Origin of the sequence: Acidovorax sp. LjRoot194, from assembly GCF_964253015.1 — a bacterium.
Lineage (GTDB): Bacteria > Pseudomonadota > Gammaproteobacteria > Burkholderiales > Burkholderiaceae_C > Acidovorax.
In genome coordinates this window covers 4,358,854-4,378,405 of the sequence record NZ_CAXUQB020000001.1, presented here as the reverse complement: position 1 = coordinate 4,378,405, position 19,552 = coordinate 4,358,854, and the positions used below count along the sequence as shown (strand labels likewise).

Genomic DNA, 19,552 nt, shown 5'->3' with positions numbered 1-19,552 from the left:
AAGCGGTAGAGGCATATTTGAATTAAATTTTCCTTAAGGAGTGCGCGTGGACGTTCTATTGCTGGCCAAGGCCGCCATCATGGGCGTGGTCGAGGGCCTGACCGAGTTCCTGCCCATTTCCTCCACGGGGCACCTGATCCTGGCGGGCTCGCTGCTCGGGTTCGACGACGCCAAGGCCAAGGTGTTCGACATCGCCATCCAGACGGGCGCCATATTCGCCGTCATCCTGGTGTACTGGCAAAAGATCCGCGACACGCTGGTGGCCCTGCCCACCGAGCGCCAGGCCCAGCGGTTCGCGCTCAACGTGTTCATCGGCTTCCTGCCGGCGGTGGTGCTGGGCCTGCTGTTCGGCAAGATGATCAAGGAGCACCTGTTCACGCCCGTCGTGGTGGCCAGCACCTTCATCCTGGGCGGCTTCATCATTTTGTGGGCCGAGCGCCGCTCGCCCGCCGCCACGCGCATCCAGACGGTGGACGAGATGACGCCGCTCGATGCGCTCAAGGTCGGCCTGGTGCAGTGCCTGGCCATGGTGCCGGGCACCAGCCGCAGCGGCGCGACCATCATCGGTGGCATGCTGCTGGGCTTGTCGCGCAAGGCCGCCACGGACTTCTCGTTCTTCCTGGCCATCCCCACGCTGATCGGGGCCGGGGTGTACAGCCTGTACAAGGAGCGCGCGCTGCTGTCGGCGGCCGACATTCCGATGTTCGCGGTCGGGCTGGTGTTCTCGTTCATCAGCGCCTGGCTGTGCGTGCGCTGGCTGCTGCGCTACATCAGCAGCCACAGCTTCGTGCCTTTTGCGTACTACCGCATCGTCTTCGGCATCATCGTGCTGGTGACCGCCTGGACGGGCTGGGTGCAGTGGGCGGAATGACTTTGCGCATCCGGATGGATTGGTTATAGAACGAAAGTGATAAGCTGACGGCACACCCTGCCGCTCGGCGCAGGGGCCGAGGCGCGCGGCGGTGACCTTTCTGGAGGACTGGCGCGCGGGGCGTTCCACCGATGACCCTGCCCGCTGGGGCTTTCGCCGCATGAAGCAAGACGATCCAGAGTTGTCCGACTATCGGGCCATCGCCCCTGGCCACAGCCTGTCCAAGGGCGAATTGCTGGATGTGATCACGCGCAGCGCTGGAGCCACCATGGCGGTGGTGGACCGCAGCCTCACCATGCTGTATGTCAACGATGAGTACGCGCGCTGGTTCGGCACGGTGCCCGAGCAACTGGTGGGCAGGTCGCTGACCAGGATGTACGGTGATGCGGCTGTCACCGCTTTCATGCCTTTCGTGGCCCGCGTGCTGTCGGGCGAGCGGGTGCAGTACCAGCGACTTCTGCGCACGCCGTATGGGTTTGACGAGTGGCGCACCATCTGCCTCACGCCATGGCACAACGCCGAGGGCTCCATCGAAGGCTTCATCACCACCGCGCTCGACGTGCATGAACTGCAGGTCGCCATGGATGCGCTGCGGGCCGCCAACCAGCGCCTGTCGTCGCACATGGAGAACAGCCCGCTGTCGGTCTTTGAGATGGACCACAACCTGCGGCTGCTGCACTGTTCGCAGCGTGCCGTGCAGCTCATGGGCTGGGTGCATGTGGCGGGTCTGGAAGGGCAACTGCTGCCCGAGCTGTTACACCTCTCGCCTGCCGACACCAGCCTGCTGCTGGCCCTGCAGCGCCTGCAGTCAGGGCAGGAGTCACAGAACCGGGCCGAAACCTCGTTCCTGCGCGACGACGGCACCGAGGTGCATTGCGAGTGGTTCAACTCGGCGCTGACCGATGCGGATGGCCAGGTCACATCGATCATGGCGCTGGTCGAAGACGTGTCCGCCAAGATCGAGATCGCGCGCCAGCAGCACTACCTGGCCCACCACGATTCGCTCACCGGCCTGTTCAACAGGGCGGCGTTTCAACAGCAGCTGGAGAAGGCGCTGGACGCCGCCCGGCAGAACGCGGCCTCCGTGGCGCTGCTGTTCATCGACCTGGACGGCTTCAAGGGCGTCAACGACACCGAAGGCCACCGCGCCGGCGACGAGGTGCTGCGCATCGTGGCGCAGCGCATTGCCAGCACCGTGCGCCTGGGCGACACGATGGCGCGGCTGGGAGGTGACGAGTTCCTGGTCATGCTGGAGCACGAAGTCACGCGCGATGTGACGGACACCATCGGCCACCGGCTGCTGCATGCGCTGCAGCAGCCGATGCAGGTGGAGGGGCGGGACCTGGTCATCGGCGCCAGCATCGGTGTGGCGATCTGCCCCCCGCTGGAAGGGCACATCGACGAACTCATGAACCGCGCCGACCAGGCCATGTACAGCGCCAAGCGCGCGGGCAAGGGTCGCCTGCATTACGCCGACACGGATTGACGGACTGCGGAATGATGGATCGGCTGATCGGCTGATCGGCTGATCGGCTGGTTTGCTAATTGGCCGATGGGTTGGGTGACTGGCGGGCGTGCGGCCCCGGTCGGTGCCATCGCCGTGCCACACCAGGGCGCCGGGCCCTGGTGGGAACCGGCACTCTAGTCCGGCAGCGCGATGCTCTGCGCGAAGTGGAAGAAGTTGGTCGGGTCGTACTGCGCCTTCACTTTGCGAAGACGCGGGTAGGCGGGCCCCCAGTAGGCCTCGGCAAAGTTCGCCAGGCTGCCGTCCGGGTAGTTCTGGTAAACGTGCCCGTTCAGGAAGGGCTTGACCAGCTTCATGAAGCCCGCAAGCCATGCCTCCATCTGGGCCCGCTCGGCAGGGTTGCGCCAGAACACGTCCACCACCAGGTCGGCATCCGCGTTGCGGTGGATGAAGGCGCTGTCCCCCACCGGGTAGCGGTTGATGGCCCCGCCGTAGGGCTCAAGGTACGCCAGCGACCAGGGGTTGGGCGAGGTCTTGAAGTAGTCGATGATGCGCTGCCAGTCTGCCTTGGACAGCCGCGTGCTGATGTACCCGCTGGCCTTGGACTCTGCCACGCCATTGGGCAGGTTGTCGGGCAGGCTGTAGGGATGGTCCTCCAGCCAGGTGTTCATGGCCGGGTAGCTGCCCGACTTGTCGACCAGCAGCTGTGCGCTAGGGACGGCCAGCAGGGGCGCAATGGCCTGCAGGCCGGCCTCGCGGGTGCCGCAGAACATGCCCTGCACCATGTACACCGGCACGTTGTTCTGAAGCCCCAGGTTCATCATGTAGCCCAGCGCATCGGGCGCGCCGGTCTTCATGAAGTCGCGCTGCATGAGCGTGAGCACGTCGGCGGCATGGGCCTCGTCCCAGCTGATGGCCCAGGCCCAGACGTCGTCCAGGCGCACCATGCGGTAGGTCACCTGCAGCAGCACGCCGAAGTTGCCGCCCGTGCCTCCGCGCATCGCCCAGTACAGCTCGGGGTTCTCGGCCGCGCTGGCCAGCACGATCTTCCCGCTGGCCAGCGCCACGCGAAACGATTCCACCACGTCGCTCTGGATGCCGAAGGCGCGCGACGTGTAGCCGTAGCCGCCGCCCTGCACGAAGCCGCCCACGCGCACATTGCCGCAGGCGCCGGTGGGCACGTGCCAGCCGGTGCCCTTCATGGCGCCGTTGAAGGTATCGAAGTCGGTGCCTGGCAGCACGTGAACACGCTTGGCCAGCGGGTCGAGCGTGACGCCCGCGATGCCGCTCATGTCGATCACCATGCCGCTGTTGACCGAATAGCCCGCCGTGCTGTGGCCGCCGCTGCGCACCGCCACCCACAGCCGGTACTTGCGCGCCACGGCCAGGCATTCGAGCACGTCGCCTTCGCACAGGCAGTAGACGATGACCTGGGGGTAGGCCTGGAACGCGGGGTTCGATTCCTGCCGGTCCTTCTCGTAGCTGCGGTCGGACGGCAGCACGACGCGCCCGACGATGTGGTATTCGAGTTCGGCGATGGCCTCCCACGACATGGCTTCACCAGCGCCGTCGGCGGCGACCACGGCAGCCGTATTCAATGCGGCGTGCGACCTGTAAAGTGCGATGCGTTCATCCTTGGCATGACGGGCAGGGCTCTTGCGATGGGGCATGGCGAACGGTCCTCCAGAGTAAATGGAGCCCCGTGTTTATCGCAGCTAGGGTTTTTTGACTAGTTCTGAATGACCGGTGCGACCATGCAGCACATGCAAGGGACAGGGACAGGCCTTTGTGCACGAAGGCCACGCTCAGAGAGGCAGCCATCAAGGGCCCGCCTGGAGTCAGGTCAGGATGACGACAACGCCAGATCGCCCGTGTTGCGGCGCAGGCAGAACTTGCCGCCCTGCTTGCCGCTGTACATCGCTGCATCGGCGAGCTTGAGCAGGCCCACGGCGTCGTTGGTGTCCTCCGGCGCCAGGGCGTAGCCGATGGTCAGTCCGACGGAGACCTGCAAATGCCCCAGCGAGAACGGCGAGCGGAAGGCATCGAGCAGCTTGTGCCCCAGCTCATGGGCCTGCTGCGCATTGCCCAGGTCGCCCGTCATCACCACGAACTCGTCGCCGCCAAGACGCGCCACCACGTCGCTTTGCCGCAGGTGGCCCTGCAGGCGGCGCGTGACGGCCACCAGCAGCTCATCGCCCACATCGTGGCCGTGCCGGTCGTTGACGGGCTTGAAGCCGTCTAGGTCCATCACGTACACCGCGAGCAGCTTGTCGGGGCCGCAGCGGGGCAGGGCCGAGGCCAGCGCGATGTTCAGCCCGCGCCGGTTGGGCAGCCCGGTGAGCGGGTCGGTGTGGGCCAGGGAGCGCATGGCATCGCGTTCGCGGTTGGCGTCGATGGCCTCGGTGCGCAGCGCCTTGGTGCGCACCCCCAGCACCCGCATGAACAGCAGCATGTCCAGCGTGGCGCCAAAGCCGAACGAGTGCATGGTCCAGAAGTTCACCGGCACCCAGCCGCGGATGACGCCGATCACCGTGGCGGTTGCGGCAAAGTAGATCAGCCAGGCCAGCAGCAGGCTGGTGCCCACCGGGTCGCCCTGCCGCGCGCGGCGCACGGCGCCGGGGATGCCCATGAGCGCCGGGACCAGCCCGAGGATGCTCACCACGGCGGCGATGGCCGCGGTGCTCAGCACGTCCAGCGCATGCACCACGGCCAGCAGCGCGCACAGCACCCCGCCGGCCCGCATGGCGCGCAGCAGCCGGCTTTGCGGCCGGTGGCCCACGAGGGCCTGGCTGATGAAGAGGAACGACCCGCAGGTGGCCATCAGCGCCGACAGGCCTGCGGCATGCAGCTCGAGCCAGATGTTGTCCTGCCAGAGGTACTGCGATCCCAGGCCGAACAGGTGCAGCGAAAAGAGCGTGCTGCCGGTGATGAGCAGCGCGTACTGCAGGAACAGGATGTCCCGCAGGTTGATCCACTGCGCCAGGCTGTAGATCAACAGGCACAGCGCCAGGCCGGTCAGGATGCCCTGCAGCATCTGCTCGTTCATGGCGGCGCTGTGCCATGCGGTGGGCTTGTTGAGCGTGATGGGCAGCACCATCGCGCCGGTGGTCTCCACGCGCAGCAGCAGGTCGTAGTGGTGGCCCGGCTGCATCAGGAGCGGCAGGGCATGCGTGCGGGTGCGCAGCGGGCGCTGCGAGAACGGCTGCAGGCTGCCGAGAGTGGCCTGCTGGGTCACGTGGCCCCCATGGGTCAGGTAGACCTCGATGCGCTGCAGCACGGGGTAGTCGATGTCCAGCACCCAGGTGCCGTCGGAGCTGGGCGCCACGGTGACCGGCACGCGCACCCACACCGCATCGGTGCGCACGCCCAGCGTGCCGCTGCTGCGCGGGGGCGCGGCGAACTCGGCGGTCCGCGCCATGACATCGTTCACCGACAGCACGCGGGACGCATCGTTCAGGATGGTGACTGCGGGCCAGGCCTCGTGCGAGTGCACGTCATCGCGCAGCAGGATGCGGCCGCTGGTGCCGTCGCCCTGCGCCCAGCCGCTGTGGCACCACAAGGCCACCAGCAGCAGAACACAGCCTGCCAGCCAGCGCCTGAGGAGGGCTGGCAACCGTTGCCACGGTAGCAAAAGGAAGGCGGTGCACATGGGGTGGATGGACGCTCAGGCAGTATAGGAGGGCAGCAGGGGCTTGGTGTGTGGGGTGGCGTGGCTGACGCTGCTCAAACGGACGGCGCCAGTTCGTTGCTGCCGCGGCGGACCGAGCGTTTGCCGTTTTGCTTGCCCGTGTACATGGCCGCATCGGCCAGCCGGATCAGCCCCAGCGGGTCTTCGCTGTCCAGCGGCGCGATGGCGTAGCCCGCCGTGAGCCCCACGTGCAGCTGGAGGTGGCTCAGCTGGAAGGGCTGCTCGAAGGCGCGCAGCAGTGCCTGCCCCAGCTCATGCGCCTGCTCCGGCGTTTCCAGGCCTTGCGCCATGATGATGAATTCATCGCCACCCAGCCGGGCCACCATGTCCGAGTGGTGGCGCACGCTGCGCTGCAGGCGGTGGCCCACGGCCACCAGCAGGTCGTCGCCGACGTCGTGGCCGTGCGCATCGTTGACGGGTTTGAACCCGTCCAGGTCCATGAGGTAGAGCGCCACCAGCCGCTGCTCGGAGCACTGCGCCAGCGCGGAATGCAGCGCATGCTGCAGGCCGCGCCGGTTGCTCAGGCCGGTGAGGTGGTCGGTGTGGGCCAGCGAGCGCATCAGATCGCGCTCCTGCATGGCTTCCACGGCGCGTGCCTGGGCCGCGTTGGCGCGCAGGCCCAGCACGCGAAAGAAGAGCAGCATGTCCAGCGTGGCGCCGAACTGGAACGAATGCAGCGTCCAGAAGTTCGCTGGCACCCAGCCCTGGACCAGGCACACCATGACCGCGGCGGCCACGCCGAACGCGATCCATGCCGCCAGCAAGGTGGCGCCGATCGGGTCTTTGTGCCGCACCCGCGTGATGGCGGCGGGCAGGCTGATGAGGGAGGGCAGGGCGCCTGCCAGGCTCATGTACGCGATGCCGAAGGGCACGCTCACCCAGCCCAGCACCAGTGCAGCGCAGACCGCTGCAGTGATCGCCGCGCCGGCCCGCATGGTGCGCGCGTACCGGCTGTGCGGTGTGTCGCCGGCCAGCGTGTGGCCCAGGAACAGGAACGAGCCCGCCAGGGCCATCAGCCCTGCTGCCAGGCCTGCATACCGGCCCATCCACACATTGTTCGGCCACAAAAACTGGGCCCCCAGGCCGAAGAACTGCAGCGAAAAAATCGCGCTGCCCACCACCACCAGCGCATAGAAGCCGAACATCCGGTCGCGCTGCGTGACCCACTGGACCAGGCTGTACGCGAGCAGGAAGAACGCCAGCCCGTTGAGCAGGCCCTGCAGCATCTGCTCACTGAGGGCTGCATGCATCTGGTAGGGCATCTCCCCCACCGTGATGGGCAGGATCAGCGGCCCCGTGGCCTGCACCCGGATGAGCAGGTCGTACGGCTGCCCGGCCTGCAGGTCGAACGCCATCGCAGGGGTGCGGCTGGACAGTTGCCCCTCGCCCGGCTGGCGGGTGCTCACCTTCTGCAGTACCTGGCCACCGCGGGTCAGGTAGATCTCGGCCTGCAGCGAGCTGTAGCCCAGATCGACCACCCAGGGGGTGCGCAGCGACTCGGGCGCAACGACGGGAATGCGCAGCCACATCGCCGCCTTGTGCACACCCAGTGATCCCCCGCGCTGGGCGGGCGCCTCGAACTCGTCCAGGCGCGCGAGCATGTCCTCGACCGAGAGGCTGTACGTGGTGTCGGCCTTGAGCGTGATGGCCTCCCAGGCATTCACCTGGGGCCTCGTCTGCGTGAGCACCAGGGGCTCGTCGGCCTGCACCTGCAGCGGCAGGGCCATGGGTACGAGCAGGCACAGCAGGGTCGATAGAAAGCCTGCGTGCGCGCGCCAGAGCCGGGCCGGCATCAGGAGGGTGTACAGCAGCAGGTCCATCAGTATCGGGGCCCCGGTCACGCGGATCGCTGAGCCTGCGCGGAGCCCGTGGCCTGCATCTTCTGCGCCCGACCCAGGCCCGGGCTCCAGCTGCCGCGGGTGGTGAGCCGGTCTTCCAGGCGGTTGAGCCACCGCGGCGCGTGCGGGTCGTCGCTCCATGCATGGACCACGTCGTCGACCTGGTTGAGCAGCTCGGTGGGCAATTGCAGCGGCCGTGTCTGGCTCATCAGGACATGGCTCATGAAGTGGTAGCCCAGCACCCGGGTGAGCGCGCGCACCAGCGAAAACCGCGGCATCACCAGGCGTGCCACCGCATCGAGCACGCGGGCCACGGTCAGCACCACCCAGAACAGCAGCGCGGACGACCACGGCACGGGCTGGGTCAGCCCCAAGTCGCTGGCCGTTGCGCTCCCGCAGAGGTAGCGGGTCATGAGCCGGGGGAACGGTTTGATGATGTCCCAGGGCAGGTACTTGGCCATGGTCTGCATCAGCGCCTGGCCCAGGGCGGGGCGCGGGTCGGGTGCGATGGGGTCTGCGCGCCCGCGCGCCTGCATCTGCGCCATCAGCACCTTGCCATGCTCCATGGTGTCGACCATCAGCGAGCGCTCGATACCGAGGACATGGCCCACCACGTTCCAGGTGTGCAGGTAGGCCTCTTCATCGTGGCGGGGCAGGCCGATGCCCAGCTTGTGCAGGCTGCGCAGAAACACATAGCCAAAGGTCAGCAGCGTGTAGGCCAGCTCTTCCTGGTTACAGGGCAGGCCGTCGTCGGCCACGTCCCAGCCGCGCGCGTGCAGCATCTGGAACATCGTCACGCGGGCGCCGGGCGGAAGCGCGGTAGGGGGCACCACGCTGTCCTGGCCGGAGCGCAGGTGGGCCACGGCGCTCTGCGGGCTGCCATGCAGGATGAGGTTGCGAATGGTGGCGTGGATCAGCCGCACCTTGAGCACCTGGGCCACGCCCGCGCCACGCTCGCTCATGCCGCCGTGCAGCATCACCGGGAAGATCATCGCGGCGGTGGAGCGGATGCGGTACTCGGTGTTCTGCTCCAGTTGCCCTGCAGTGTGCAGCACGGCCGACAAATCCGGGATCACGTAGCACTCGGGCAGGCTGGCGCAAAACAGCAGGATGCACGACAGCGCGCCGTGCTCCATGAAGAGTTTTTCGGCGCGCTCGATCTTGCGGGGGTCGGCCCAGTCGGGCAAGGCCTGGGCGGTGCGCACGTAGTGGTTCAGCGCGTCGGCCATGGCCTGGTCCACATAGCCACTGACAGGCTTGCCGCCCACGGTGCCGTGCACCGGGCCCACCGCAACGGTCCACTGCGCAATGCCCGCGTTGTCCGCCCACTGGCCCAGCAGGATGTTCACCGTGTCCAGGCGCTTCCATTGCTCGGCGTCGGCATCGACGGTGCCGGGCGGCCACGGGCCCAGCATGTCGGCGACCGTCTGGTCTGCCAACGGGTCGGCGTGGTGCTGCATGCCGGCCAGCTCGGCCTCGGGAAGAGGGGGCACGCGGGTGGCGGGGGCAGGGGTGTCGATGGTGATGGTGGCAGTGTTCATGCGCCAGTTCCTGATGAAGGTGCGCGCCAGCGCTGAAAGCCGGCGACCGCGCACAGCAGTGGTATGCCCATGGCAAACGGCGCGATCGAGCGGATCTCCACCGGGTTGCCCAGGATCATCTGGAACACCATGCCGCACGCGTAGATGGCCAGCGGGACCAGCGCGTGGCGCCGCAGAAAGGGGCTGCTGGGCCGAAGCGGAAGTTTGCGCACCGACATGCGAAAGCTGAAGATGATGCAGAACGCGACGAACACCCAGCCGAAAAAGCCCTGCACGGTTTCGCCGAACCAGGCGCCATCGGTCTTGGCCATGATCCAGGCCTTCAGGGTGTAGACAAGGTACGGGTCGGCGCCCAGGTCGAACGCGGTGACGATCATCGCCGCCAGAAACGACAGCATGGCGGCATTGCCCAGCCCCGGCGCGCCGTCCACCGGCGACTGCCAGACGATCAGGTTGCTGATCACATAGCCGGCGTAGGTCAGCGAGAACCACATCATGGGGATGACGATGGGCACATTGACGAGCCGGGCCCCCAGCACCTCGGTGTACGTGTAGTGCCCGAAGAACCAGCCGTGCGTGCTGCCCATCTGCTCTGCGAACCAGCCCAGGCCCACGGCGATCAGCATGAACTGCAGCGCCGGCCGGGCGCCCAGCAAATGCGTGGCACTGGCCCAGCAGCACGCGAACATGAGCACCGATGCCGTGACGATGGCAATGGTGGTGTAGTTGTATGTGCGCACTGCGGTGGCTACCAGGAAGGCAGCCAGCAGGGCGAAGGTCAATGCTGGCAGTCGGGCCACCAGAGGATTCTGTGCAGGCATGTTGTCTGTATCACGCTGTAACAAACCCCCAGTGTAGAGGATGCACCCCTTATTCGCGCCCCCTGTTTTTACAGAGACTGCAATGCCTTTTCTGTGCTTTTACCGTCTGTTTTGGTGTTATATCGCCGTCAGTTCACAATTTTCATTTCACCGACGTCACTGGTTCAGCGATGCGAGGTTCAGCAGCGCCGCCTCGATGGCGGCCGCCGTGGCCACCGGCTGCTCCATGGGGAACAGGTGGCTGCCGTCCAGCATCATCGTGCGGCCTTCGGTGATGCGCAGCGTCATGGCCATGCCGACCTGCTTCATCTCCTCCGAATCGCGTCCGCCGATGAAGGCCGCCGGGCACATCAGCGGATGGGCGCTGAGCAAGCGCCCCAGGTTGTGCGGCAGCGTGTTGTAGATGGCAGTCTCCACGGCGCGATCAAAGCCCAGCACGCGCTTTCCATCGTGGTCCACCAGGCCGTGGGTGACGTAATCGTGCAACACCTCCGGGTCCCAGCGCGCAAACGCTTTCTTCTTGCGAAAGTGCTCCAGCGCTTCGTCGGTGCTGGCCCAGCTGAAGCGCCGCTGCCGGCTGATCTTGCCGGGCGATATCGAGCCCACCACCTGCGTGCGTTTGGCCACGCCCACGGCGTTGGCCTTCCAGCCGCCCAGCAGGGGCGAGTCGATCAGCAGCACGCCCCGCACCAGTTCAGGGTGGCGTGCGGCGGCCATCACGCTGAGAAAACCGCCCAGGGAGTGGCCCACCAGGAACACCGGCTCGCCCAGTCGCTGCACGTGGGGCGTGGCGAAGTCGGCCAGTTGCTGCACCAGGTGCGGCCAGTTGTTGGTGACGGGATACTGCGCGTCGTGGCCGTAGCGGTCCACGGCATGCACATCGAACCCGCGGGCCTTGAGGTGCTTGAACAGGACGCGGTAGGTGCTCGCCGGGAAGCTGTTGGCGTGCGAGAAAACGATGGGGAGCATGAATGGGAGATGCCCGCCCGCAAGGGCGGGAGAAGTGCGCGCGGGCCGGCCGGAGCGGCCCGGCACGCTACCGTTCAGATGAGCTTGTCCAGGTGGGTGGTGATCTTCTTGAGCGGCTTGCTGCGCGCAGGCGTCACCATGATGGGCACGCTGGTGGCGCCGCCGCCCCAGGCCGGGTCCTCGATGCTGTCGAAGACTTCGCGCAGCTTCTGGCCCCAGCTGTCGTGCAGCATGCGGAAGTACGGGTTGTGCTCGTCGATGCAGACCACCTTGGAGGTGGAGAAGCTGTCCACCTCGTACACCACCAGGTCCAGCGGCAGGCCGACGGACAGGTTGGACTTGAGCGTGCTGTCCATGGACACCAACGCACACTTGGCGGCTTCGTCCAGCGGGGTCTCGGGCGTGAGCACGCGGTCGAGCACGGGTTTGCCGTACTTGGACTCGCCCACCTGGAAGTACGGCGTCTCGGACGTGGCCTCGATGAAGTTGCCGGCCGAGTAGACCTGGAACAGGCGCATGCCCTCGCCCTTGATCTGGCCGCCGAACACCATCGACACGTTGAAGTCCACGCCCGAGCGCTTGAGCGCCAGGCCGTCGCGCTCGTGCACGTGGCGCACCGCGGCGCCCAGCACGCGGGCGGCGTCGAACATGCTCTTGGCGTTCCAGATGGAGATGGTCTCGCCCGAGTCTCCGTCCTTGAGCTGCTCGGTCTGCAAGATTTCGCGCACCGATTGGGAGATGGACAGGTTGCCGGCCGACAGCAGCACCATGAAGCGGTCGCCCGCCTTCTCATAGACCATCATCTTGCGAAAAGAACTGATCTGGTCCAGGCCGGCGTTGGTACGGGAATCGGACAGGAAAACCAGCCCGGCGTTGAGTTTGATGGCGACGCAATACGTCATGGAGCAGATGGTGGGTCGGTGGTGGGGGAACCCGCAAGTTTAGTCCGGCTTGCGCTCCAGGTTGGTGCATGGCCTGTGCAAGGCCCTGCGCGCAGCACGGCGCTGGCGCAGTTTTCAATGAATTGCTATTGAAATAATAGCTGGTAGCGCACGCCAGACATGCGGCAGGTGGCATTTACGCTCAAATAGCCAGCATTTTCCTGAGTTGGTAGAGCGCGTCCAGCGCCTCGCGCGGGCTCAGCTGATCGGGGTTGATGCCGGCGAGGGCTGCTTCGATGGGGCTTGCGCCCGCGCCCTCGGGCGCCTCCGGCGTGGCGAACAAATCCACCTGCAGGTCGTTCTCGCCCGCGCGCTCTTCCAGCGCGGCCAGCGCATGGCGGGCATGGTGCAACACCGGCGACGGCATGCCCGCCAGCTTGGCCACCTGGATACCGTAACTGCGGCTGGCCGGGCCGGGCTGAATCTCGTGCAGAAACACGATGTCCGCACCAGACTCGGTGGCGCTCACATGCATGTTGATGGCGTGGCGCGCCTTGGCGGGCAGCTCGGTCAGCTCGAAGTAGTGCGTGGCGAACAGGGCAAAAGCGCGCGTCTTGTCGTGCAGGTGCGTGGCGATGCCGCTGGCCAGCGCCAGGCCGTCGAAGGTGCTGGTGCCCCGGCCGATCTCGTCCATCAGCACCAGGCTGTGCGGCGTGGCGGCATGCAGGATCTGCGAGGCCTCGGTCATCTCCAGCATGAAGGTGGACTGCGCGTTGGCCAGGTCGTCCGCCGCACCGATGCGGGTGTGGATGGCGTCGATGGGCCCCAGGCGGCAGTGCGACGCGGGCACGTGGCTGCCGATACACGCCAACAGCACGATGAGCGCCACCTGCCGCATGTAGGTGCTCTTACCGCCCATGTTGGGGCCGGTGATGATCTGCATGCGCGTGTTGGCGTTCAGGCGCGTGTGGTTGGCGATGAAGCTGCCGCTCGATGTTTCGGCAAGGCGGGCCTCGACCACCGGGTGGCGGCCGTTTTCGATCTCGATGCAGGGCTCGGGCACGAACTGGGGCGCGCACCAGTTGAGCGTGAGCGAGCGCTCGGCCAGGGCGCACAGCACGTCCAGCGCGGCCAGGGCCTGGGCCAGTCGGGTGAGGGCGGGCACGTGGGGCTGCAACTGGTCCAGGATCTGCTCGTACAGCCATTTTTCGCGCGACAGGGCGCGCTCGTTGGCCGACAGCGCCTTGTCCTCGAAAGTCTTGAGCTCGGGCGTGATGAAGCGCTCGGCGTTCTTCAGGGTCTGGCGGCGGCGGTAATCATGGGGCACCTTGTCCACATGGCTGCTGGTCACCTCGATGTAGAAGCCATGCACCTTGTTGAACTGCACGCGCAGGTTGGGGATGCCGGTGCGGGCTTTTTCGCGCGTTTCCAGGTCGAGCAAGAAGGCATCGCAGTTGGTCTGGATGGCGCGCAGCTCATCGAGTTCGGTGTCGAAGCCGCTGGCGATCACACCGCCGTCGCGCACCAGGGCCGCGGGCTCCTCGTCGATGGCCGCACACAGCAGCGCGGTGCAGCCCTCGGGCGGGTGCAGGTGGCTGAAGATCTGAATCAAATAGGGCTCTGGCGCCTGCCCGGAAAGCGCAAGGTGCTCTGATTTTTGTAGCGTCTTGCACAAGGCGACCAGCTCGCGCGGGCGCACCTGGCGCAGCGCGATGCGGGCGGTGATGCGCTCCACATCGCTCACGCCCTTCAGTTCGCCGCGCAGCAGCGACCACGGGCCGCTGCCCCCGCCGGCCCCATGCGCATCGCCGCGCAGTGCCGTGGTGGCCGACAGCCGCTGGCGCGCCTGGTCGCGGTCGCGCTGGGGCTCCAGCAGCCAGGTCTTGAGCAGGCGGCTGCCCATGCCGGTCATGCAGGTATCGAGCAGGGAGAAGAGGGTGGGCGCATCGTCGCCGCGCAGGGTCTTGACCAGTTCGAGGTTGCGGCGCGTGGTGGCAGGCAGGTCGATCAGATCGTCGCCGCGCTGCACCTGCACGCTGTGCACGTGCGTGAGCGTGCGGCCCTGCGTGTGCTCGGCATAGGCCAGCAGGCCCGCGGCGGCGGCGTGCGCCTCGCCCAAGTCCTGCGCGCCCCAGGCCTGCAGGCTGGCCGCGCCCAGGTTCTCCAGCAGCTTGCGCTCGCCCAGGGCGCTGTCGAACTGCCAGTCGGGCCGCGGGCTCATGGGGCAGGTGAAGGCGCCGCCCTGGCGCAGCACCTGCAGTTGCTGCTCGAAGCGCTCGGTCACACCGGCGCTGTAGATGAGCTCGCTGGGCGCCACACGCGCCAGCCAGCCGCCCAGCTCGTCGTGCGCGCATTCGGCCAGGTACACGCGGCCCTGCGTCACGCTCAGCCAGGCCAAGCCGCAGCGCGCGCGCGGCGCCTGGTGCACGGCCATGAGCAGCGATTCGGATTTGTCGGGCAGCAGCTCGGTGTCGGTCAGCGTGCCGGGCGTGACCACGCGCACCACCTTGCGCTCCACCGGGCCCTTGGCCGCGCCGACCTCGCCCACCTGCTCGGCAATGGCCACCGACTCGCCCATCTTGATCAGGCGCGCCAGGTAGTTCTCGAGCGCATGAAACGGCACCCCCGCCATCAACACCGGCTGGCCACCCGACTGGCCACGCTGCGTGAGCGTGATATCGAGCAGGCGCGACGCCTTCTCGGCGTCCTGCCAGAAGACTTCGTAGAAGTCGCCCATGCGGTAGAGCAGCAGCGTGTCGGGGTACCCGGCCTTGAGCGCTAAATATTGCTGCATCATCGGGGTATGACCGGCGAGGTCCTGCTCCCCTGCGGGTGTTTGGGATTTGTCTTGTGTGTTCAACAACTTAACCAGCTATTTCTTGGTCTTGCATTGCCAGGGATTTTCGATGGCCGTCAGCCCTGCCGATGCTTTGGGGAGGGGCTGTTGTGGACCGAAGCGCATTTTCGTTGATCTGGCCATCGCTTGGAGCCCGCCTTTGAACTGCAGTGAAAAATCCCGATGTTCTCGGCATCTATGAAAGACAACACCGTCTGCCGGATGCCCTCAATGCTCATGCGCCAGATGTCGGCCAGCAGGTGATCCGTTCTTGCCCGCTTCAGCGGCCTGGGACCATCTACAGATTACGGGGAGGGTATCCGCTGAAATTTCCAGGCTGGACGAACTCATCGCCCAGACACATGGCCTTCAGGCGTTGCTGGACCAACCCAGACCGCTCCGGCTCGGCAATCAAGCCTGGCAGCACGTTTGCGAAGTCCGGGCTCGCCAGCAGTTGAGTCAACGCTGCGCTCACGGCCTGCCGCAGCGCGGCGGGCGCCACAGCCATCTCACCGGCCAGCTCCTCGCGTCCATCGACGATGTTGAGCACGTCTTCGATGTCGTGGCTGCTCAGGTAGTCGCCCCCGCCACGGCCTGCAAAGGCTTCCAGCTTGGTGGCGACGAAGGCCACGGCGCTGACCAGCCGAATCGTGATCCCCGACCCCAAATTCGCAGGCGCCGCACTTTCGACCGCATACGGATACCAGCGGTTGGAGAACCCCAGCACCTCCGGCTGTACCGGCATCAGGTCGAGCAGCAGGCCCGACTCCTTGTGCACCCAGCGGCAGATCACATCGCTGCCCATGTCGCGCGCGAAACCGCGCTGCGCCACTGCTTTCTCGATGCGATAAAACAGGGCTCGACTGGCGTTCACTACCGCGTCGACGTCGCGGGTGGCACGCACGGGGTCGGCCAGCGGGTCCGTCACCAGCAGGCCGGCGACGGCGCCGCCGACGAACACCACTTGTTCACGCAGATCGCCCAGTGCCTCGGCGATCTGGCGCAGTTGCGGCAGATTCGGATCATCGGCCCGCATCGGGTGCCTCAGCGTGTGAGCGCATCAGTTCGGCTTCCAGGAGTTGGGCCGCAAGGTTGCGCTCGCGCGCCCTGCCTGTGCGCAAGGCATCGAGCAAGGCCAGCAGGCGATGCAGCGACGGGTCGGCCAGAGCCGCCTGTGGCGCGGTGCGGTAGAGCGGTGACAGCGTGGGCCCCTTGGCCTTCCCCTCGGGATGCACCCACACGGGTGCCTCTCCGGGGGCGGCCGTCAACTGGCTGGCCAGCGGCTCGGCTCCGAATGCCGTCGGGACACCGCGCTTGACGGGGCCCATCGTGGCCGGCCAGACGTAGCGCACGCCATGCAGCATGAACTCAAGCAGGTTCGGCCGGACCGGTGACCATTCGACGCGTGACGGCGCCACGGCGAGGCCTGATGCCACGGCCCGCTTCACGCTGGCATGCGCTTCCGACGCGCTCATGCTCAGCGACTCGCCCAGGGCGGCGTAGGGCCACCGTTGGGGCGGGCGGGCTGCGACCTTCAGCAGCACCAGCAGGTCTTGGGGTTTGAGGTCCATGGATGATGTGAATTCGCTATTCGTGAATTGCGAATATCGCTGATGCACAAGCGTTTGGCAAGCTTTGGAGAAGCTACGCGGATGGGTAGGGACAGGGTAGGGGCAAGAGTGACAGGTTGGAGGCTATAAAAAATGAGGGGGCTGCGTCAGTGGCACTGATCGACAACCGCATGCCCTGTCGCTGACCTGTACTGGCGCATCGTGGGTATGTAGCGCTCTAACGTCTCGGACATGCAGTGAGGCCAGCCATTCAACCCCCTGGGGTTTCCCCTCACGCGGTTACACGTCTGTTTGCCCCGGCGTTACGTTTTGACATACTCTTGCCTGTATGCTGTGACATGGCCTGGCGCAGTGGCCGCCAGGGCGTTGCGCCGTGCCGTTTCGCGTGCGCAGACTCCCCTTCTCTCAGAGGTTTCGACCGACCGTGATTTCGTCCGAACTGCTGACCGACCTTCTGGCTCCCGCTGGCGAAGGGGCCATCGAGCCCATGGCGCAGGCGCGCCTGCAGGCCTTGGTGGATGCGGTGCCGGTAGCGTTGATGGAGTTCCGGCTGCAGGGCGGCCGTCTGCTGCTGCTGGCCGCCAACGCAGCGGCGCGCCGCATGCCGGGGCTGGGCGCCGTGCGCCACGCCGGCGCTGACGCGAGTGAGGTGTTCGACCTGCTGGCCGGCACCCAGTTGCTGGACCAGCTGCAGGGCGTGGTGCGGGTGGGGGCGCCACTGGAGTGCCGCCAGGTCGTGCGCGAAGCCGGCCGCCTGCTGCTGGCGTGGGACCTGTCCGCACGCCGCGTGACCAACGATTGCATCGTCGTCACGGTGCGCGACGCCACCGAGGCCGAGACCCTGCGTGCCGCGCTGGCCAACGCCGAGCACGCGCTGGAAGAAGTGCGCCGCGAACTGCGCGAGCAGACCGACGTCTTCAACACCATGGAAAGCCTGGCCCGTGCAGGCCACTGGCGCCGCATCGAGGACCCGGGCGAGACGGTGCTGCTGTGGTCGCCCGGCCTGTGCAACATTGCGGGATTCGAGCAGCAGGAGTGGGTGGACCCGGAGCGCGCCGTGAGCGGCATCCTGCCTGAGGACCGCGGCGTGTTCGACAAGGTGCGCGAGCGCGGCCAGGGCCTGGACGTGGAGTACCGTTGGCGCCGGCCCGACGGCGAGGTGCGCTGGATGCGTTCGCGCGTGCAGCGCACGCTGCCGCGCGACGGCGTGCAGGTGGTGATGGGCGTGGTGCAGGACGTGACGGACGAACACCGCGCGGCCGAACAGCTGCGCGAGCAGCTGCTGTTCATCCAGCGCATCGCCAGCCGCATTCCGGGCTTCATCTATGAGTACCGCCTGCATGCCGATGGCACCACCAGCGTGCAGTACATCAGCGATGCGGTGCGCGAGTTCATGGGGGTGGAGCCGCACGAGGTGACGGCCGACCACGAAGTGCTGATGCTGCGCGTGCTGCCCGAAGACTTGCCGCATGTGCAGAAGTCTGCCATCACCTCGGTGCGCAAGCTCGTGCCCTGGCAGTGCGAATACCGCGTGCGCATGCCAGATGACAGCATCCGCTGGCACATGACGAATGCCATTCCGCACCGCGAGCCGGACGGCACGGTGGTCTCCCATGGCTTCACCATGGACATCACCGACCGCAAGCGCGCAGAGCAAGAGATCGAGCGCCTGGCCTTCTACGACGCACTCACCGGCCTGCCCAACCGCCGCCTGCTGCTCGACCGCCTGCAGCGCTCCATCGCTGCCTGCCAGCGCACCAGGAACCTGGGCGCCCTGCTGTTCATCGACCTCGACAACTTCAAGGACCTCAACGACACCCTGGGCCACGACATGGGCGACCAGCTCTTGTCCCAGGTCGCCGCCCGCCTGGTGGGCAGCGTGCGCGAGGCGGACACCGTGGCCCGCTTCGGCGGCGACGAATTCGTCGTCATGCTCGAAGCCCTGTCCCCGGACCTGGCCGAAGCCGCCGCCCAGGCCGAGACCGTGGCCGAGAAACTGCTGGCCCACCTGAACCAGCCCTTCGAACTCGACGGCGCCCAGCACTACAGCACCCCCAGCATCGGCATCACCCTCTTTGGCGACGAACGCCTGTCGGTGGATGAACTCTTGAAACGCGCCGACCTGGCCATGTACCAGGCCAAGGCCGCCGGGCGCAACACCCAGCGCTTCTTCGACCCGGACATGCAGGCCGCAGTGAATGCCCGCTCCAACCTGGAAGCCGACCTGCGCCAGGGCCTGGCGCGGGGCGAGTTGCTGGTGCACTACCAGCCCGTGGTTGACCACCAGGCCACCCTGCTGGGCGCCGAAGCCCTGGTGCGCTGGCGCCACCCCCAGCGCGGCATGATCAGCCCGGGCGACTTCATCCCCCTGGCCGAGCAGACCGGGCTCATCCTGCCACTGGGCCAGTACGTGCTGCAGACCGCCTGCGCGCAGCTGCAGCGCTGGGGCCAGCACATCGAGACGGCGCATTTGTCCATCTCGGTGAACGTGAGCGCCCGCCAGTTCCGCCAGCCAGGCTTCGTGGCCGAAGTGCTGCAGACCCTGAGGGAGCACGGGGCCGACCCCCGAAGGCTCAAGCTCGAACTCACAGAAAGCCTGCTGCTGGGGGACATCGAAGACACCATCGCCCGCATGGTGCAGCTCAAGAGCGAAGGCGTGGGGTTTGCGCTGGATGACTTCGGCACCGGCTATTCATCCCTGTCCTACCTCAAGCGGCTGCCGCTGGATCAGGTGAAGATCGACCAGAGCTTCGTGCGGGACGTGCTGTCGGACCCGAACGACGCGGCGATTGTGCGGACCATTCTGGCGCTGGCCAAGAGCCTGGACCTGGAGGTGGTGGCAGAGGGGGTGGAGACGACGGGGCAGCTGGGGTTCTTGCGGCTGCATGGGTGCGAGGGGTTCCAGGGGTACTTGTTTGGGCGGCCCGGGCCGGTGGAGGACATCGATGCCTTTTTGTTTGCCACACGCTGACGCAGCGCTGCGCGCACCACGACGATGGCGCTTGTCCGCGCCCGGCGCCAGTTGGCAGTGCAAGAGGTGCACACACCGCAGTGATGCGTGTCCGCTAACG

13 protein-coding genes are annotated in these 19,552 nt (G+C 66.8%); 3 read left to right on the top strand and 10 right to left on the bottom strand.

The window, feature by feature from the left end; all coding sequences use genetic code 11:
* Positions 1-46 precede the first annotated feature (46 nt).
* Together ACSQ3N_RS19880 and ACSQ3N_RS19875 are read left to right on the top strand one after the other, a co-directional pair.
* Positions 47-871 carry an undecaprenyl-diphosphate phosphatase gene (locus ACSQ3N_RS19880; protein WP_436147238.1) on the top strand — a complete coding sequence of 275 codons (825 nt, stop codon included), beginning with the start codon at positions 47-49 and terminating at the stop codon, positions 869-871.
* Between the two features lie 160 nt (positions 872-1,031).
* Complete coding sequence (locus ACSQ3N_RS19875) at positions 1,032-2,357, top strand: diguanylate cyclase domain-containing protein (protein WP_436147981.1); 1,326 nt, start codon at positions 1,032-1,034, stop codon at positions 2,355-2,357.
* 155 nt (positions 2,358-2,512) lie between these two features.
* Here ACSQ3N_RS19875 and ACSQ3N_RS19870 read toward each other — a convergent pair whose 3' ends face one another.
* From ACSQ3N_RS19870 to ACSQ3N_RS19825, 10 genes are all read right to left on the bottom strand, one after another.
* On the bottom strand, positions 2,513-4,006 hold the full coding sequence (locus ACSQ3N_RS19870; protein WP_436147237.1) for an FAD-binding oxidoreductase: 1,494 nt from the start codon (positions 4,004-4,006) through the stop codon (positions 2,513-2,515).
* Positions 4,007-4,179: 173 nt separating this feature from the next.
* Complete coding sequence (locus tag ACSQ3N_RS19865) at positions 4,180-5,985, bottom strand: diguanylate cyclase domain-containing protein (protein ID WP_436147236.1); 1,806 nt, start codon at positions 5,983-5,985, stop codon at positions 4,180-4,182.
* 74 nt (positions 5,986-6,059) lie between these two features.
* Positions 6,060-7,844, bottom strand: coding sequence for a diguanylate cyclase domain-containing protein (locus ACSQ3N_RS19860; RefSeq protein WP_436147235.1), 1,785 nt, complete (start codon positions 7,842-7,844; stop codon positions 6,060-6,062).
* Positions 7,845-7,861: 17 nt separating this feature from the next.
* Positions 7,862-9,403 carry an oxygenase MpaB family protein gene (locus ACSQ3N_RS19855; protein ID WP_436147234.1) on the bottom strand — a complete coding sequence of 514 codons (1,542 nt, stop codon included), beginning with the start codon at positions 9,401-9,403 and terminating at the stop codon, positions 7,862-7,864.
* The gene (locus tag ACSQ3N_RS19850) at positions 9,400-10,224 is read right to left on the bottom strand and encodes a carotenoid biosynthesis protein (protein WP_056170490.1); all 825 of its coding nucleotides are present in this window, start codon (positions 10,222-10,224) and stop codon (positions 9,400-9,402) included. Before ACSQ3N_RS19850 ends, ACSQ3N_RS19855 begins: the two co-directional genes overlap by 4 nt.
* A 156-nt stretch (positions 10,225-10,380) precedes the next feature.
* Complete coding sequence (locus ACSQ3N_RS19845; protein WP_056170487.1) at positions 10,381-11,193, bottom strand: alpha/beta fold hydrolase; 813 nt, start codon at positions 11,191-11,193, stop codon at positions 10,381-10,383.
* Positions 11,194-11,267: 74 nt separating this feature from the next.
* A complete protein-coding gene (locus ACSQ3N_RS19840) occupies positions 11,268-12,095 on the bottom strand; it encodes a proteasome-type protease (protein WP_056170484.1) in 828 nt (275 codons plus the stop codon).
* Between the two features lie 181 nt (positions 12,096-12,276).
* Positions 12,277-14,871 carry a DNA mismatch repair protein MutS gene (gene mutS / locus ACSQ3N_RS19835; RefSeq protein WP_056170482.1) on the bottom strand — a complete coding sequence of 865 codons (2,595 nt, stop codon included), beginning with the start codon at positions 14,869-14,871 and terminating at the stop codon, positions 12,277-12,279.
* A 337-nt stretch (positions 14,872-15,208) separates the two neighbouring features.
* A complete protein-coding gene (locus ACSQ3N_RS19830) occupies positions 15,209-15,946 on the bottom strand; it encodes a hypothetical protein (protein WP_200926929.1) in 738 nt (245 codons plus the stop codon).
* Positions 15,933-16,481, bottom strand: a complete 549-nt coding sequence (locus tag ACSQ3N_RS19825) for a hypothetical protein (protein WP_056170478.1) — start codon at positions 16,479-16,481, stop codon at positions 15,933-15,935. The genes ACSQ3N_RS19830 and ACSQ3N_RS19825 overlap by 14 nt, the downstream gene beginning before the upstream one ends.
* Positions 16,482-16,905: 424 nt before the next feature.
* Between ACSQ3N_RS19825 and ACSQ3N_RS19820 the strand changes: the two genes are divergently transcribed.
* Positions 16,906-19,452 (top strand): putative bifunctional diguanylate cyclase/phosphodiesterase, encoded by a 2,547-nt coding sequence (locus ACSQ3N_RS19820; RefSeq protein WP_436147233.1) that lies wholly within the window; start codon positions 16,906-16,908, stop codon positions 19,450-19,452.
* The last annotated feature ends 100 nt before the right edge of the window (positions 19,453-19,552 follow it).

Excerpts from the sequence above, each read along its gene's own strand:
- ACSQ3N_RS19875 (WP_436147981.1), top strand. The coding sequence starts at position 1,032 with ATGAAGCAAGACGATCCAGAGTTGTCCGACTATCGGGCCATCGCCCCT.
- ACSQ3N_RS19870 (WP_436147237.1), bottom strand. The coding sequence starts at position 4,006 with ATGCCCCATCGCAAGAGCCCTGCCCGTCATGCCAAGGATGAACGCATC.
- ACSQ3N_RS19865 (WP_436147236.1), bottom strand. The coding sequence starts at position 5,985 with ATGTGCACCGCCTTCCTTTTGCTACCGTGGCAACGGTTGCCAGCCCTC.
- ACSQ3N_RS19860 (WP_436147235.1), bottom strand. The coding sequence starts at position 7,844 with ATGGACCTGCTGCTGTACACCCTCCTGATGCCGGCCCGGCTCTGGCGC.
- ACSQ3N_RS19855 (WP_436147234.1), bottom strand. The coding sequence starts at position 9,403 with ATGAACACTGCCACCATCACCATCGACACCCCTGCCCCCGCCACCCGC.
- ACSQ3N_RS19850 (WP_056170490.1), bottom strand. The coding sequence starts at position 10,224 with ATGCCTGCACAGAATCCTCTGGTGGCCCGACTGCCAGCATTGACCTTC.
- ACSQ3N_RS19845 (WP_056170487.1), bottom strand. The coding sequence starts at position 11,193 with ATGCTCCCCATCGTTTTCTCGCACGCCAACAGCTTCCCGGCGAGCACC.
- ACSQ3N_RS19840 (WP_056170484.1), bottom strand. The coding sequence starts at position 12,095 with ATGACGTATTGCGTCGCCATCAAACTCAACGCCGGGCTGGTTTTCCTG.
- mutS (WP_056170482.1), bottom strand. The coding sequence starts at position 14,871 with ATGATGCAGCAATATTTAGCGCTCAAGGCCGGGTACCCCGACACGCTG.
- ACSQ3N_RS19830 (WP_200926929.1), bottom strand. The coding sequence starts at position 15,946 with ATGCGGGCCGATGATCCGAATCTGCCGCAACTGCGCCAGATCGCCGAG.
- ACSQ3N_RS19825 (WP_056170478.1), bottom strand. The coding sequence starts at position 16,481 with ATGGACCTCAAACCCCAAGACCTGCTGGTGCTGCTGAAGGTCGCAGCC.